The 14,319-nt window shown below is 70.9% G+C and carries 9 protein-coding genes; 3 read left to right on the top strand and 6 right to left on the bottom strand.

Going from position 1 to position 14,319, the window contains the following annotated elements:
- Positions 1–221 precede the first annotated feature (221 nt).
- The 6 genes from ACWD4G_RS00115 to ACWD4G_RS00090 all read right to left on the bottom strand — a co-directional run bounded on the left by ACWD4G_RS00115 (position 222) and on the right by ACWD4G_RS00090 (position 8,335).
- Positions 222–839 carry a hypothetical protein gene (locus ACWD4G_RS00115; RefSeq protein WP_451289749.1) on the bottom strand — a complete coding sequence of 206 codons (618 nt, stop codon included), beginning with the start codon at positions 837–839 and terminating at the stop codon, positions 222–224.
- A complete protein-coding gene (locus ACWD4G_RS00110) occupies positions 824–1,960 on the bottom strand; it encodes a ParA family protein (protein WP_451289748.1) in 1,137 nt (378 codons plus the stop codon). The genes ACWD4G_RS00115 and ACWD4G_RS00110 overlap by 16 nt, the downstream gene beginning before the upstream one ends.
- 438 nt (positions 1,961–2,398) lie before the next feature.
- On the bottom strand, positions 2,399–3,514 hold the full coding sequence (gene ald / locus ACWD4G_RS00105; RefSeq protein WP_451290265.1) for an alanine dehydrogenase: 1,116 nt from the start codon (positions 3,512–3,514) through the stop codon (positions 2,399–2,401).
- Between the two features lie 175 nt (positions 3,515–3,689).
- Positions 3,690–5,786 (bottom strand): tetratricopeptide repeat protein, encoded by a 2,097-nt coding sequence (locus tag ACWD4G_RS00100; RefSeq protein WP_451289747.1) that lies wholly within the window; start codon positions 5,784–5,786, stop codon positions 3,690–3,692.
- A 170-nt stretch (positions 5,787–5,956) separates the two neighbouring features.
- Positions 5,957–6,583, bottom strand: coding sequence for an NUDIX domain-containing protein (locus tag ACWD4G_RS00095; protein ID WP_451289746.1), 627 nt, complete (start codon positions 6,581–6,583; stop codon positions 5,957–5,959).
- Between the two features lie 93 nt (positions 6,584–6,676).
- Entirely contained in the window at positions 6,677–8,335 is a 1,659-nt protein-coding gene (locus ACWD4G_RS00090) for a CTP synthase (RefSeq protein ID WP_451289744.1), read from the bottom strand.
- A 583-nt stretch (positions 8,336–8,918) separates the two neighbouring features.
- Here ACWD4G_RS00090 and ACWD4G_RS00085 point away from each other — a divergent pair.
- The 3 genes from ACWD4G_RS00085 (at position 8,919) to ACWD4G_RS00075 (ending at position 14,248) form a co-directional block, all read left to right on the top strand.
- Entirely contained in the window at positions 8,919–10,721 is a 1,803-nt protein-coding gene (locus ACWD4G_RS00085) for a glycoside hydrolase family 15 protein (RefSeq protein WP_451290264.1), read from the top strand.
- Between the two features lie 213 nt (positions 10,722–10,934).
- The gene (locus ACWD4G_RS00080) at positions 10,935–12,317 is read left to right on the top strand and encodes an FAD-binding oxidoreductase (protein ID WP_451289743.1); all 1,383 of its coding nucleotides are present in this window, start codon (positions 10,935–10,937) and stop codon (positions 12,315–12,317) included.
- Positions 12,318–12,469: 152 nt separating this feature from the next.
- On the top strand, positions 12,470–14,248 hold the full coding sequence (locus tag ACWD4G_RS00075; RefSeq protein WP_451289742.1) for a PucR family transcriptional regulator: 1,779 nt from the start codon (positions 12,470–12,472) through the stop codon (positions 14,246–14,248).
- The last annotated feature ends 71 nt before the right edge of the window (positions 14,249–14,319 follow it).

Here is a 14,319-nt window from a genome sequence, read left to right as displayed (position 1 = left end):
GCGGTAACGACAGCGGGGGGCTCCTCGTCGCTGCCGCTCGCGTTGTGGGCAGGCGTTCCGCAGGGCGGAACGGGTGGGCACAACGCACCACCGGGCTCAGCCGAAGTACTCTCCTCAGCCCCAGACGCACCCCCTGGCCCTCGACCAAGCGCACGCCGACGACCGGCAGAACCGCCGACGGCCGAAGTGTCATTCGAGGTCATAGCCCCCGAAGGCTACCCCTACCGCCCCCGAAGCCGCCGTACCAGGATGCTCGCGTCCCCCCGGGACTCCAGATCGGCCAGCACCACGGCGACAGCCTCCCGCACGATCCGCCCCCGGTCGACGGCAAGCCCATGCTCCCCGCGCAACACCAACCGCGCGTGCTCCAGATCCATCAGTTCCTCGGCGGAGACATACACGGTGATCTTCTCGTCGTGCCGCTCCCGCCCACTGGGCCGACGCCCCCCGGCCCGCCCCCGCTTGCGCGGCTGACCGGCGGCAGCACCGCCGCCCCCGGCGGAGGCGGCGCCAGAACCTTCCTGCGCCGCTCCCTGGCGTCGGGCGGCACCGGCGATCCGATCGACCCCGGCCCCGGCTCCGGTGGAGCGGCTGCGCGGCTGCTCCCCGCCATCGGCCCCGGAGTCCGCCGCGACATGCTCGGCCCCTTCGCCGTCACCACCCTGCACGGGCACGGACGGCGGCGCGTCATCGGCGGCAGCCGCATCACTCTCCCCGGCGGGTGCGGGCACCCGGGCCTCTCCGTTGGCCCCCCGCCGGGGAGTGGACGGCTGGAGCGCCGTTCCCCCTGTCGTACGGAAGAGTTCGTCGGCCCCCGGCAGACTCACTCGGCGTGACACCGGGCGAGCACCTCCCTGGCGAGCTGGCGATAGGCGGCGGCACCGACGGAGTTGGAGGCGTACGTGGTGATCGGCTCACCGGCGACCGTGGTCTCCGGGAAGCGGACCGTGCGCCCGATGACCGTGTGGTAGACGTGGTCGTCGAACGCTTCGACGACACGCGCGAGCACCTCGCGGCTGTGGACGGTGCGCGAGTCGTACATCGTGGCGAGGATGCCGTCGAGTTCCAGCTCGGGGTTGAGCCGCTCCTGGACCTTCTCGATGGTCTCCGTCAGCAGCGCGACCCCGCGCAGGGCGAAGAACTCGCACTCCAGCGGCACGATCACCTTGTGCGCGGCGGTGAGCGCGTTCACGGTCAGCAGGCCGAGCGAGGGCTGACAGTCGATCACGATGTAGTCGTAGTCGGCCATCAGCGGCTTCAGGGCCCGCTGGAGCGTGGACTCGCGGGCGACCTCGCTCACCAGCTGGACCTCGGCCGCCGAGAGGTCGATGTTGCTCGGCAGCAGGTCCATGTTGGGGACCGCGGTCTTCAGCAGGACCTCGTCGGCCGACATGCCCCGCTCCATGAGCAGGTTGTAGACCGTGAGGTCGAGCTCCATCGGGTTCACACCGAGGCCGACCGAGAGGGCGCCCTGCGGGTCGAAGTCGACGAGCAGGACCCGTCGGCCGTACTCCGCGAGCGCGGCACCCAGGTTGATGGTCGACGTCGTCTTGCCGACGCCGCCCTTCTGGTTGCACATGGCGAAGATCTTCGCCGGTCCGTGGTCCGTCAGCGGACCGGGGATCGGGAAGTAGGGCAGCGGGCGACCGGTGGGACCGATGCGCTCACGGCGCTGGCGGGCCGCGTCGGGCGCGAGCGTCGCCGCGTACTCCGGATCGGGTTCGTACTCGGCGTCGGGGTCGTAGAAGTGCCCGTCGGGCAGCTCGTCGTAGTCGGCGAAGTGGTTGTGGACCCCACCACTTCCGTCGCCGGCCGTGGCGTTCACGTGTTGGCCATCCATGCTCATCTGTGCTGGCTGGGCCATCCCCGGGGACGGGTGACCCTGGTGGGCTGCGAAGGTGCGGACAGCGACGGAGCCGACAGCCGTGAACCCCGCGGGTTCCGAGACCCGCACAGGCATTCCTGGTTGACCACCCCCGGGAGTAAATGTCGACTCATTCACAAGTCGTCTTACCTCCTTGGTGACCAGGAAACTTCTAGACAGGTCAGCGTGGCACCATGCCGACAGTCGGCGACTCTATGGCGTGTCGGGCGTCCGCAGCAACACAATCCGCCGGACCCGGCCCGATGTGTCGGCAATGAAACATGCGGCTGTCAAGGGCGTAGGGCCGTCGCACAGCAGGTTTCACCGGTGCGTGAAACATCCGAAGGGTTACGTTCGAGGCGAGTTGCACGAGTGTCGCAAAGTGACCATACACACATCCGGCCGGACCTTGTCGGGCAAGATCCGGCCGCGATTGTGCTGTTGACGACCCGTGTTGACGTATCGCCTTTTACTGAAAGGTGACTTAAAGCAGCCGGTCGGGCGGACGATGGACGGGCGGCCCCGAGAGGTCGGTCAGCCGAGCAGCGACGCCAGCTCGACATGCTCCAGGCCGTGCGCCTCGGCGACCTCGCGGTAAACGACCTTGCCGTCATGGGTGTTGAGCCCCTTGGCCAGCGCGGGGTCGCGGCGCAGCGCCTGGGCCCAGCCGTGGTCGGCGAGTTCGACGATGTAGGGCAGCGTGGCGTTGGTGAGGGCGTAGGTGGAGGTGTTGGGGACCGCGCCGGGCATGTTGGCGACGCAGTAGAAGACCGACTCGTGGACGCGGAAGGCCGGTTCGGCGTGGGTGGTGGGGCGGGAGTCCTCGAAGCAGCCGCCCTGGTCGATCGCGATGTCGACAAGGACACTTCCCGGCTTCATCCGGGAGACCAGCTCGTTGGTGACCAGTTTCGGCGCCTTGGCACCCGGCACGAGGACGGCGCCGATGACGAGGTCGGCCTCCAGACAGGCGCGCTCCAGCTCGAAGGCGTTGGAGACGACCGTCTGAATCCTCGTTCCGAAGATCTTGTCGGCTTCCTTGAGCTTGGTGATGTCCTTGTCGAGCAGGGTCACGTGGAAGCCCATGCCGATGGCGATCTGGGCCGCGTTCCAGCCGGACACCCCGCCGCCGATGACGACCGCGCGCCCGGCCGGCACGCCCGGCACGCCGCCGGGGAGCACTCCGCGTCCGCCGTTGGCGCGCATCAGGTGGTAGGCGCCGACCTGCGGGGCGAGCCGGCCCGCCACCTCGGACATGGGCGCGAGCAGCGGCAGCGTCCGGCCCGGCAACTCGACCGTCTCGTACGCGATCGCCGTCGTCCCGGACTCGACGAGGGCGTCGGTGCACTCCTTGGAGGCGGCGAGGTGGAGGTAGGTGAAGAGCGTCTGGTCCTTGCGGAGGCGGTGGTACTCCTCGGCGATGGGCTCCTTGACCTTCAGCAGCAGATCGGCGGTGGCCCACACCTCGTCGGCCGTGGCGAGGATCTCGGCCCCGGCGGTCACGTACTCGACGTCCGGGATCGAGGAGCCGATCCCGGCGCCCTTCTCGACGACGACCTGATGGCCGTGGCGCACCAGCTCGTGCACTCCGGCCGGGGTGATCGCCACTCGGAACTCGTTGTTCTTGACCTCGCGGGGGATACCGACCTTCACGTCGATCACGGTCCTTGGATCGGAGGGGTGTGGGGCCCGCATGCACAGGGAGGTACACGCACGGGCAATACATGACATACCCATACGCGGTGGAGCGCACTGGGATACACCGCAGGAGAACCGACGGTGCAGCCAGTCTAATGAAGGTGTTCCCGCTGTCTAGCCTTTCAATGCATCAATCTTTTGGTGATGCGCTATCGATTTCATAGGCGTTAGAGCCGCGTTCTGGCGAGATTTCGTCAGTGACGTCCTCGGGGGGCCCGGGCTCCTCGTCGAGCAGCCGTTCGGCGGCGGCGCGGTGCAGTCGGGCCGCCGCCGGGTCGCCGAGGCGTTCCAGGGTGTCGGCGAGCCGCATCTGGAGCGCGGCCTGCAGCCGGGTGTCCTCGGCCCGCCGGGCCCACTCCACCGCTTCCTGGCAGGTCCGCAGCGACTCCTCGGGCTCCCCGGCGTACTCCTGGACGCGGGCCATCTCGCTCAACGCCCTTGCCTGGCCGCCCACATCGCCGAGCCTGCGGTAACCGGTGAGCGCCGAACTCCAGTTGCGCAGCGCCTCGCCGTAGAGGCCCGCGCAGGTGTGTACGGCGGCGATACGGCTGTACAGCCGGACGGCGTCCTCGCGCTCGTCCCGGGCGAGCCGCTGGGCGAGCGCCCTGCCGTACCAGTCGGCGGCCCGCTCGTAGTCCTCCAGCTCCTGATGGGCGCCGCCCACGGATTCCATCGCGCGGCCGGTCGCGTACGGGTCGCGCGCGGACCGCCCGGCGTCCAGCGCGGCCCGGTAGCGGGCGAGCGCCGCCTGGGTACGGCCGGTACGGGCGTCCAGGTCGCCGAGGTTGAGCAGGGCGGCGGCCTGCTCGCGGGGCAGGTGCCGGCGGACGGCGACATCGAGGACGAGCCGGTGGATGCCGTACAGGTCGGGGGCGGCGGCCCGGGTCCCGAAATGGGCGACCATGGCCCGCACCAGCTGGGACATCAGCCGCCGGGCCAGGGTGTCCATTTCCCCGTCGGCGACCGCGAGCCTGGCGGCGGCGAGCAGCGCGGGGCGGCGGATGCTCAGCCATTCCTCGGCGGCCCGGGGGCTCGGGAACCGCAGGGCCTTGGGCAGCTCCATCAGCTTCTCGCGGGCCAGCGGGCTGTCGGTCTCGGTGATGGCCCGGCAGGACTGCAGCAGCCGTACCGTCCGCTCCAGCATCCGTGCCCGGGCCAGCCGGAGTTCGCCCGGCTTCTCCTGGGTCTCGGCCATGGACCGCAGCAGCGGCTGGAGGCAGCCGGGGACCTCGTACTGCGGCAGGGGCGAGTCGACGCGGTGCAGGAAGCCCAGGGCCACGAAGTCGTCCAGTGCGTCGCGGGCCGCGCCGATCGAGCATCCGGCGAGCGCGGAGGCGATGTGCGGGTCGATCAGCCCGGCGGGGGCGAGGGCGAGCAGTCGCAGTATCCGGGCGGCGGGGCTCGGCAGGGAGGCGTAGGACAGCTTGAAGACCCGCGTGAGCGCCGGGGTGTCGTCCTCGTCGGCGCGCAGTTGTTTGGCGAGGTCGGAGACGGCGGCCGTGGGCCGGGCGGCGAGCCAGCCGCCCGCGAGCCGGAGCGCGGCGGGCTGGGCGGCGCACACCTCGGCGAGAACCTCGGCGGAGCGCGGGTCGACGGTGATGCGCACCGAGCCGGTGAAGCGTTCCAGCAGCCGCACGGCGGACTTGGTGTCCAGTTGCCCCAGGGTGCACGGGCGGACGTCGGAGATACCCGTCAGGGGCCCCTCGGAGACCGCCACGACCAAGGCGTCGGGGTTGTCCGGCAGCAGCGCGTCGACCTGCTCGGCGTCGGCCGCGTCGTCGAGCAGGAGCACCACCCGGCGATCGGCCAGGGCGTCCCGCAGCGCCTCGCTGAGGTCGTCCTCGTCGGCGCCGGCCGGGGTGGGCAGTCCGAGTGCGCCGAGCAGTTCCTGGACCGCCCGTTCGATCGGGACGCGGGTGCCGTCGGGCTCGGTGAGCCGGGTCCTCAGCACACCGTCGGGGTAACCCTCGGTAACCTGCCGGACCAGTTCCTCGGCGAGCGCGGTGCGGCCGTAGCCGGGTCTGCCCGCGATGAGCAGCACGCGCGCGTGGGGCGCCTTTCGGCCCGCGATGGTGTTGAGCCCGGCCCGGTCGATATCGGCCCGCAGTTCCTTCAACTCTCTTGCGCGGCCGAGGAACTGACTGTCCGTGGGGGCGGCCTCGACAGCCGGGGGCCGCCCCGTTCCGGTCACTCGGGCACCCCCGGTGTCCACCGCCTGATCCACCACGGGCCACACTCCCGTCCCACCGCACGAGCAAGCCCGCCGGGACTCCGGACCGGGCATCTCCCGAGCCTAGTTCACGCTCTGCAACGATCTGGGCGGAGCAGGGCCGCGAGGTCGCCCGACCGGATCAAACGATCGTAGGACTGGTGAGGTGAGGCTGCCGTGAGACGGGTTCAGGACACGAACGGCCGCGCGGGCCACGGCGCCTCGGCCGGCCGCAGCGCCTCGACGCCGTCGCCGTTGCGTGCCGCCAGCAGCGAGAGAACCCCGACCGCCAGGCAGTTGGCGTGCAGGTCCCCGGCGAGGAGGCCCCGCGCGAGCTCGTCCAGGGGGACGCGGGCCAACTCCATGTCGGCCTCCTCGTCCTCCACCTCGAAACGCCGGCCCTCGGCCTCGGAGAGATCGCGGGCGAGGAAGATCCGCACGGACTCGTCGCAACCACCGGGGCTGGTGTACACGTCGACCAGCACACGCCAGTCCTCCGCCTTGACGTGCGCCTCCTCGTACAGCTCACGCTGGGCGGCGTGCAGCGGGTTCTCGCCCGGGATGTCGAGCAGCCCTGCCGGGATCTCCCACAGCTTCTGGCGCACGGGGTGACGGTACTGGCGGACGAGCAGGACACGGTCCTGCTCGTCGAGGGCCAGAATGGCCACGGAACCGGGGTGCACCTGATAGTCGCGGCGGGCGACCGAGCCATCGGGCATGACCACGTCGTCGGCACGCACGGCGGTCTTCTTGCCGGTGAACGGCGTGTCGCTCGCGCGGACCTGCCACTCCTCGGCGGTGTCCTTGATGGTCATGTCGACTCGTCCTCCCACACGTGCACAAGAAACCGGGGCGCGCATACCGAAGACGCGCACCCCGGCCACCGTACAGCTCTCGCGCTCTCGGTCTTACTCGCCGGTCTTGCGTTCCACCGCGGCCTTGACCAGCCCCGCGAAGAGCGGGTGCGGCCGGGTCGGGCGGGAGCGCAGCTCGGGGTGGGCCTGGGTGGCGACCAGGTAGGGGTGGACGTCACGGGGGTACTCGACGTACTCGACGAGCTTGCCGTCGGGGGAGGTCCCGGTGAACTGGAGGCCCGCCTTCTTCTCCAGCTCGGCGCGGTAGGCGTTGTTGACCTCGTAGCGGTGGCGGTGGCGCTCCTCGACGTACTCCTTGCCGTCGTACACCTCGCGCACGAGGGAGCCCTCGGCGAGCTTGGCCGGGTACATGCCCAGGCGCATCGTTCCGCCCATGTCACCCTCACCGGCGACGATGTCGAGCTGCTCGGCCATGGTGGAGATGACCGGGTGGGCGGTGGCGGGGTCGAACTCGGTGGAGTTGGCATCCGCGATGTCGGCGAGGTTGCGCGCGGCCTCGATCACGATGCACTGCAGACCCAGGCAGAGGCCCAGCAGCGGGATCTTGTTCTCGCGGGCGTACCGGATGGCGCCGACCTTGCCGGAGACACCTCGGTCGCCGAAGCCGCCGGGGATGCAGATGGCGTCGACGTCGTCGAGCTGGGCGGCGGCCCCGGCCGGGGTCCGGCAGTCGTCGGAGGTGACCCACTTGATCTTCACCCGGGCCTTGTTGGCGAAGCCGCCCGCGCGCAGCGCCTCGGTGACGGAGAGGTAGGCGTCGGGCAGGTCGATGTACTTGCCGACCAGCGCCAGGTTGATCTCGTGCCGCGGGTTGTGGACGCGGTCGAGCAGGTCGTCCCAGGTCGTCCAGTCCACGTCACGGAACGGCAGGTCCAGCTTGCGGACGACATAGGCGTCCAGGCCCTCGCCGTGGACGGTCTTCGGGATGTCGTAGATCGAACGGGCGTCCGGACAGGCGACGACGGCGGCCTCGTCGACGTCGCACATCAAGGAGATCTTGCGCTTGATCGCGGCGGGAACTTCACGATCACAGCGCAGAACGATCGCATCTGGCTGAATACCGATGTTGCGCAGCGCCGCAACCGAGTGCTGCGTCGGCTTCGTCTTCAGCTCTCCCGAGGGACCGATGTACGGCAGGAGCGAGATGTGGACGACGAAGACGTTGTCACGGCCGACCTCGTGCCGGACCTGGCGGACGGTCTCCAGGAAGGGCAGCGACTCGATGTCGCCGACGGTGCCGCCGACCTCGGTGATCACGACGTCGACCTCGTCGGAGGCCATACGGCGGATGCGGTGCTTGATCTCGTTGGTGATGTGCGGGATGACCTGCACGGTGTCACCGAGGTACTCGCCGCGCCGCTCCTTGGCGATGACTGTGTTGTAGACCTGGCCCGTGGTGACGTTGGCCGAGCCGTCGAGGTCGCGGTCGAGGAAGCGCTCGTAGTGGCCGATGTCCAGGTCGGTCTCGGCGCCGTCGTTGGTGACGAACACCTCACCGTGCTGGAAGGGGTTCATCGTGCCGGGGTCGACGTTCAGATAGGGGTCGAGCTTCTGCATCACGACGCGCAGGCCACGGGCCTTGAGCAGCATGCCGAGGCTGGAGGCGGTCAGACCCTTGCCGAGCGAGGAGGCGACACCCCCGGTGACGAAGATGTGCTTTGTCGTCGTGTTTCGAAAAGCAGCGGGCGGCATGGCCAAGACGGGACTCCCGTGGTCGCGGTTCGGTGTGCGGGTCGGCCGCCGCCCGATCTCTTTCGTCGGGGGTGCCGTCGCTGCGGTTCGGGGGTCCCGTTCGAGCTGGGGCACCCACCGGTCCACGGGCTACCAGGGTATCAGCGACCACACACGATCGCTTCCGGCCACGCTCCGCGCACGGGCCGCCACGGAGCTCGTACGGTCTGCCACGGACCTCGTACGACGATCGGCGAATCTCGGTCAGCCTTCACACTTGGCTCACTCGTTCGGCGCACTCGCGTTGCCGGGAGCGGCACGCGCAGCCCTCCGCTGCGTCGTATCCTCTTCGGACACTCGCTGCCGAGCCCGGCCCGCGAAACGGCACCACCCCCGCCCGCCTCCGGAAACACGAGAGCTCGTCAGTTCGTTGAGCAACGGTCGCCTCATATGCGTTGAGGATCGTTGAGCGACATCGCATGACACCGTCCCTTGGATCACTCTGGAAACTGGTTCCTTTGTCGATCCCATGGGTCCCCTAGACCGCACACCGCACAGCGACCGCCCCTCGGGGGGCGACGTGGCCGTTCGACTGGAGTTGCACGTGGCCGGGCGCATCGAAGACTACGCACTCATCGGAGACATGCAGACCGCTGCCCTGGTCTGTCGGGACGGCACGGTGGACTGGCTGTGCCTGCCCCGCTTCGACTCCCATGCCGTCTTCGCGGGGCTGCTCGGCACGGAGGAACACGGCTTCTGGCGCCTCGGCCCGGCACACGCGGCCGACGCCGAGCCCCCGACGGCCTCCCGGCGCCGCTACCGCGGCGACTCGCTGATCCTGGAGTCCGAGTGGGACACCCCGCGCGGCACGGTCCGGATCACCGACTTCATGCCCCCGCGTGACGGCGCCCCCCAGCTGATCCGCATCGTGGAGGGCGTCAGCGGCCGCGTCCCGATGCGCTCGGCGCTGCGGATGCGGTTCTCGTACGGCCGGGTCGTGCCCTGGGTGCACAAGCACGAGGGGCGCACGGTGGCCGTCGCCGGGCCGGACTCGGTGTGGTTCGACACCGAATGCGAGACCTACGGCAAGGCGCTGACCACGTACGCCGACTTCACGGTGACGCCGGGCGACCGGATCGCGTTCACGATCTCCTGGGAGCCCTCGCACAAGCAGCCCCCGCCGCTGCCGGAGCCGGAACCGTCCCTCCAGGCCACCGAGGAGTTCTGGCGGGAGTGGGTGGAGCAGTGCACGTACCACGGCCCGTACCGCGAGGCGGTGGTCCGCTCGCTGATCACCCTCAAGGCCCTGACGTACGCCCCCACGGGCGGCATCGTGGCGGCGCCGACCACCTCCCTCCCGGAGCACATCGGCGGCGTCCGCAACTGGGACTACCGCTACACCTGGCTGCGTGACGCGGCGATCACCCTGTCCTCGCTGCTGCGCACCGGCTACCGCGAGGAGGCCCGCGCCTGGCGCGAGTGGCTGCTGCGCGCGGTCGCCGGCGACCCCGAGAACCTGCAGATCATGTACGGCATCGCCGGTGAGCGGGAGCTGGGCGAGGCCGAGCTGGAGTGGCTGCCCGGCTACGAGGACTCGGCGCCGGTCCGGGTCGGCAACGGCGCGGCGCACCAGCTCCAGTTGGACGTCTACGGCGAGGTCACCGAGGCCCTGCACCTGGCCCACATGACCGGGCTCGCCCGCAACGACTACGCCTCCCTCCTCCAGCTGAAGCTGATCCGCTACCTGGAGGACCACTGGGACGAGCCCGACGAGGGCATCTGGGAGGTCCGCGGCCCGCGCCGGCACTTCGTGCACTCCAAGGTCATGGCCTGGGTCGCCGTGGACCGCACGATCAAGCTCATCGAGTCCGGCGACGCGGACGGCCCGCTGGAGAAGTGGCGCGAGCTGCGCGACGACATCCACCGGGACGTCTGCGAGAAGGGCTACGACAAGGAGCGCAACACCTTCACGCAGTCCTACGGCTCGAAGGAACTGGACGCGTCGCTGCTCCTCATCCCCCAGATGGGCTTCCTGCCGCCGGACGACAAGCGCGTCATCGGCACCATCGAGGCGATCCAGCGCGAGCTGTCCACCTCGGACGGCTTCATCCTGCGCTACCCGACGCAGGGCGAGGACGAGGGTGTCGACGGTCTCCCCGGCGACGAGGGCGCGTTCCTCGCCTGCTCGTTCTGGATGGCCGACGACCTGGCGATGATCGGCCGCGTCGACGAGGCCCGCAAACTCTTCGACAAGCTCCTCGCCCTCCGCAACGACCTGGGCCTCCTCGCCGAGGAGTGGGACCCCCGCCTCCAACGCCAGGTGGGCAACTTCCCCCAGGCCTTCAGCCACGTCCCCCTGATCGACACGGCCCTGCGTCTTACGGCTTCGGGGGCGTACGGCGGCTGAGTGCGCGCCTCCGACCACAGCGCGCACGACGGCGGCTGGAGGCGCGGGCAAGCGCGCCGAGCAAGCGCTTGCGCCTCCCGCCCACCCGTAAGCCGCGCCACAACCAGCCCCCGGCCCCGCCGCCCCAGTACGTCACCCACGAACAGGACCATTCCGCCATACCCACCTAGCCTGGAATGGTCCTGTCCCCTGGGCCGAAAGGGGGCGGCCATCATGGCTCCCTCCTCCAAGGCGGGCGCGGCACTCGCCGCGCTCCGCGAGGACCTGACCGGTGAGGTCCTGGCCGAGGGCTACCCCGGTTACGACGACGCCCGCGCGGTCTTCAACGCGATGATCGACCGCCGCCCGGCGGTGATCGCCCAGTGCGAGACCGAGGCGGACGTGGTCCACTCGATCCGCTTCGCCCGCGAACTGGACCTGAGCATCGCCATCCGCGGCGGCGGCCACAGCGTGGCCGGAATGGCCCTCAACGACGGCGGTCTGGTCATCGACATGCGCCGAATGCACGCGGTGACGGTCCATCCGGGATCGATGAGCGTACGGGTCGAGGGCGGCGCCACCATGAGCCATCTCGACCGCGCCACCGAGCCGTACGCCCTCGCCACCACCGGCGGCCGTGCCTCGACCACCGGCGTCGGCGGTTTCGTCCTGGGCGGCGGCAGCGGTTGGCTGGAACGCGCCTACGGCCTCGCCGTCGACAACCTCCTCGGCGTCGAACTGGTCACCGCCGACGGCCGTACCGTCACGGCCACCGCGGCCGAGAACCCGGAGTTGTTCTGGGCCCTGCACGGCGGCGGCGGAAACTTCGGGGTGGCCACCGCCCTCACCCTCCGGCTGCACGAACTGCCGGCCTTCGCCATCGCCCTGCTGCTCTACGCGCCCGAGCACGGCCCCGACGTCGTACGCGTCTTCCGCGAGGTCCTTCAGAGCGGCCCGCCCGAGGCCGGCGGCGGGGTCATCTATCTCACCGCCCCGCCGGAGGAGTTCGTCCCCGAGCACCTGGTGGGCAAGCTGGCGTGCGGGGTGCTGCTGACGTACGCGGGCACCGAGGACGACATGCGCAAGGTCGCCCAGCCACTGCTGGCGCTGCCGCACGAGGCGGAGATCGTCGGGGCCATGCCGTACGCGGACGTCCAGTGCATGATCGACGACCCGCCCGGCATGCGGAACTACTGGTCCGCCGAGTACTTCACGGGCTTCCCGGACGCCGCGGTCGACGCGTTCTGCACGCGCGCGTGGACGATGCCCGTGCCGACCGGCACCCAGCACATCCTCTTCCCGCTGGGCGGTGCGGTCGCCGACCGCACCACCGACTACCCCGTGCCGTACCGCGACGCGCCGTGGGCCGTCCATCCCTTCGGCATCTGGGAGAACCCCGCCGACGACGAGCGATGCGTGGAGTGGGTACGGCAGGTCAGGGCCGACATACGCCCCTGGAGCACCGGCGCGGTCTACCTCAACTTCATCGGCGACGAGGGCTCGGGCCGTGTGGAGGCGGGCCTAGGCGAGGAGAACGCGAGACGACTGGCGGCGGTGAAGCGGGAGTACGACCCGGACAATGTCTTCCGCTACAACCACAACATCCGGCCGACGTGACCGCCGAGGGGGGCGCGCCCCAAAGGGGCGCGGGGCGGAACATTGTGCGGCTCCGCCGCGATGGGGGTCCCCCCGCGCGAGCGAAGCCGAGCGTGGGGGAGCGACCAGCCACGACGGCGCGGCAGAAACCCCCACCCAGGTACCGTCCTGTCATGACCACCCGTGACAGCCGCGAACCCGGCACCGGTCATGAGACCGGGCAGGCCGGCGCCGGCATCACAGTGCGCCGAGCACTGGAGCTGCCCGCACTACGAGGTGGACTGCCGGAGGTCCTGGCCGGCACCCACGCGCTGGAGCGAACCGTGCGCTGGGTGCACGCGGGCGAGGTCCCGAACATCGCCTCGCTGCTCAAGGGCGGCGAGCTGCTGCTGACCACCGGCTACGGCCTCGGTACGCGCCCCGCCGACCAGCGGGCGTTCGTCCGGACGCTCGCCGAGCGCGGTATCGCCGCCCTGGTCGTCGAGCTGGGCCCGCGCTTCACCCGGCTGCCCCCGGCCCTCGTCGAGACGGCCCGCTCGGCCGGTCTGCCGCTGGTCCAGCTGCACCGCGAGGTGGCGTTCGTGACGGTCACCGAGGAGGTTCACACCGAGATCGTCAACGGCCACTACGCGCTGCTCCAGCAGGCCGAGGAGGTCCACCGGCGCTGCACGGAGGCGTTGCTCGGTGGGGGCGGGGTGCCCCAAGTCCTGGGCATCCTGGCCGACTTCAGCGGCAACCCGGTGTTCCTGGAGACCGCCGACGGGCAGCTGCTGTACGCCTCCGGGGCGGGACCGGCGGCCACCGATCCGCTGCAGGTGTGGGAGGGGATGCGCGGGCAGCACAAGGACGAGCCACCGGCCGGGACGGTCCTCGTCGACGTACCGGGCGGCGGCCCGGGCCCACTCCTGGGCACGGGCAGAGGCACAGGAGCGGGCTCAGGCACGGGCAGAGGGCCTGTCTCGACCTCGGGTACGGGGTCGGCCACGGGCTCGGTACGGGCGAGGCTCGTCCTCCTGCCCGTCCTCGCCCCGCCGGCCCCCGTGCACCGGCTCGCGGCGGAGCGGGCGGCCGGTCTTCTCGCCGTGGTGCTGATGCAGGCCCGGCAGGAGGAGGAGCTGGCGGCGCGCGGGCGCGGGGACTTCCTCACCGATCTCGCCGAGGGCCGTATCCGCGCGGAGGACGCCCCGGCGCAGGCCCGCGTCCTCGGCTTCAAGCCGGGCGGCGGCCCGCTGCTGCCGGTGGTGATGCGCCTCGCCGACAGCCTGTCTCCCGAGGGGGGTACCGCCCGGCCGGGCCGGGCCGGGAGTGGCGGAGGCTGGGCCGTACTCGCCCGCGCGGTGGCCGAGGAGCTGGCCTCGGTGGGTGTGCCGGCCCTGTTGGGCGTACGGCCGTTCGAGGGCCGCGTGCCCCTTCTGCTGGGCCTGCGGACCGAGTCCGACCGGTCGGCGGTGGCGGACAAGGTGGCGACGGCGCTGCGGGCGGGGGTGGAGCGGGCCGGAATGCGCCGCCCCGGTGGTCGGCCGCCCGTTGTCGTGGTCGGGGTCCCCGGCGGCTGGGCGGCGGCCTCGGCGGGTCTCAGACACGCGGCGGAGACGGCGACGGCCGCCGGGGTCCTGGCCGACCGCCCCTGGCACGACGCCCGCCGCCTCGACATCGACCTCCTGCTGTGGCGTCTGCGGGACCACCCCGACCTGTCGGCGTTCGTGGACCGCGCGCTCGGCCCCGTACTCGCCCACGACGACCGCTCCAAGCCGTCCCTGCTGCCCACCCTGGAGACCTATCTGGCCCACGCCGGCCGCAAGGCGGAAACGGCCCGCGAACTCCACCTCAACCGCCAGACCCTCTACAACCGCCTGGCCCGCATCACCGACCTCCTGGGCACAGACCTGGACGACCCTCGAACGGTACTGACCCTGAGCTTGGCCCTACAGGCACGCAGGCATCTGCGGTAGGGCCGAGACGGGGCGGGACGGCCGACGAGCGACCCGGGGACGGAAGGGGGCCGAGGAACGGGGAGACGAGG

Source organism: Streptomyces sp. NPDC002643 (assembly GCF_053592555.1).
The sequence above is the reverse complement of the archived record's forward strand: the minus strand, read 5'-3'. Positions and strand labels throughout refer to the sequence as shown.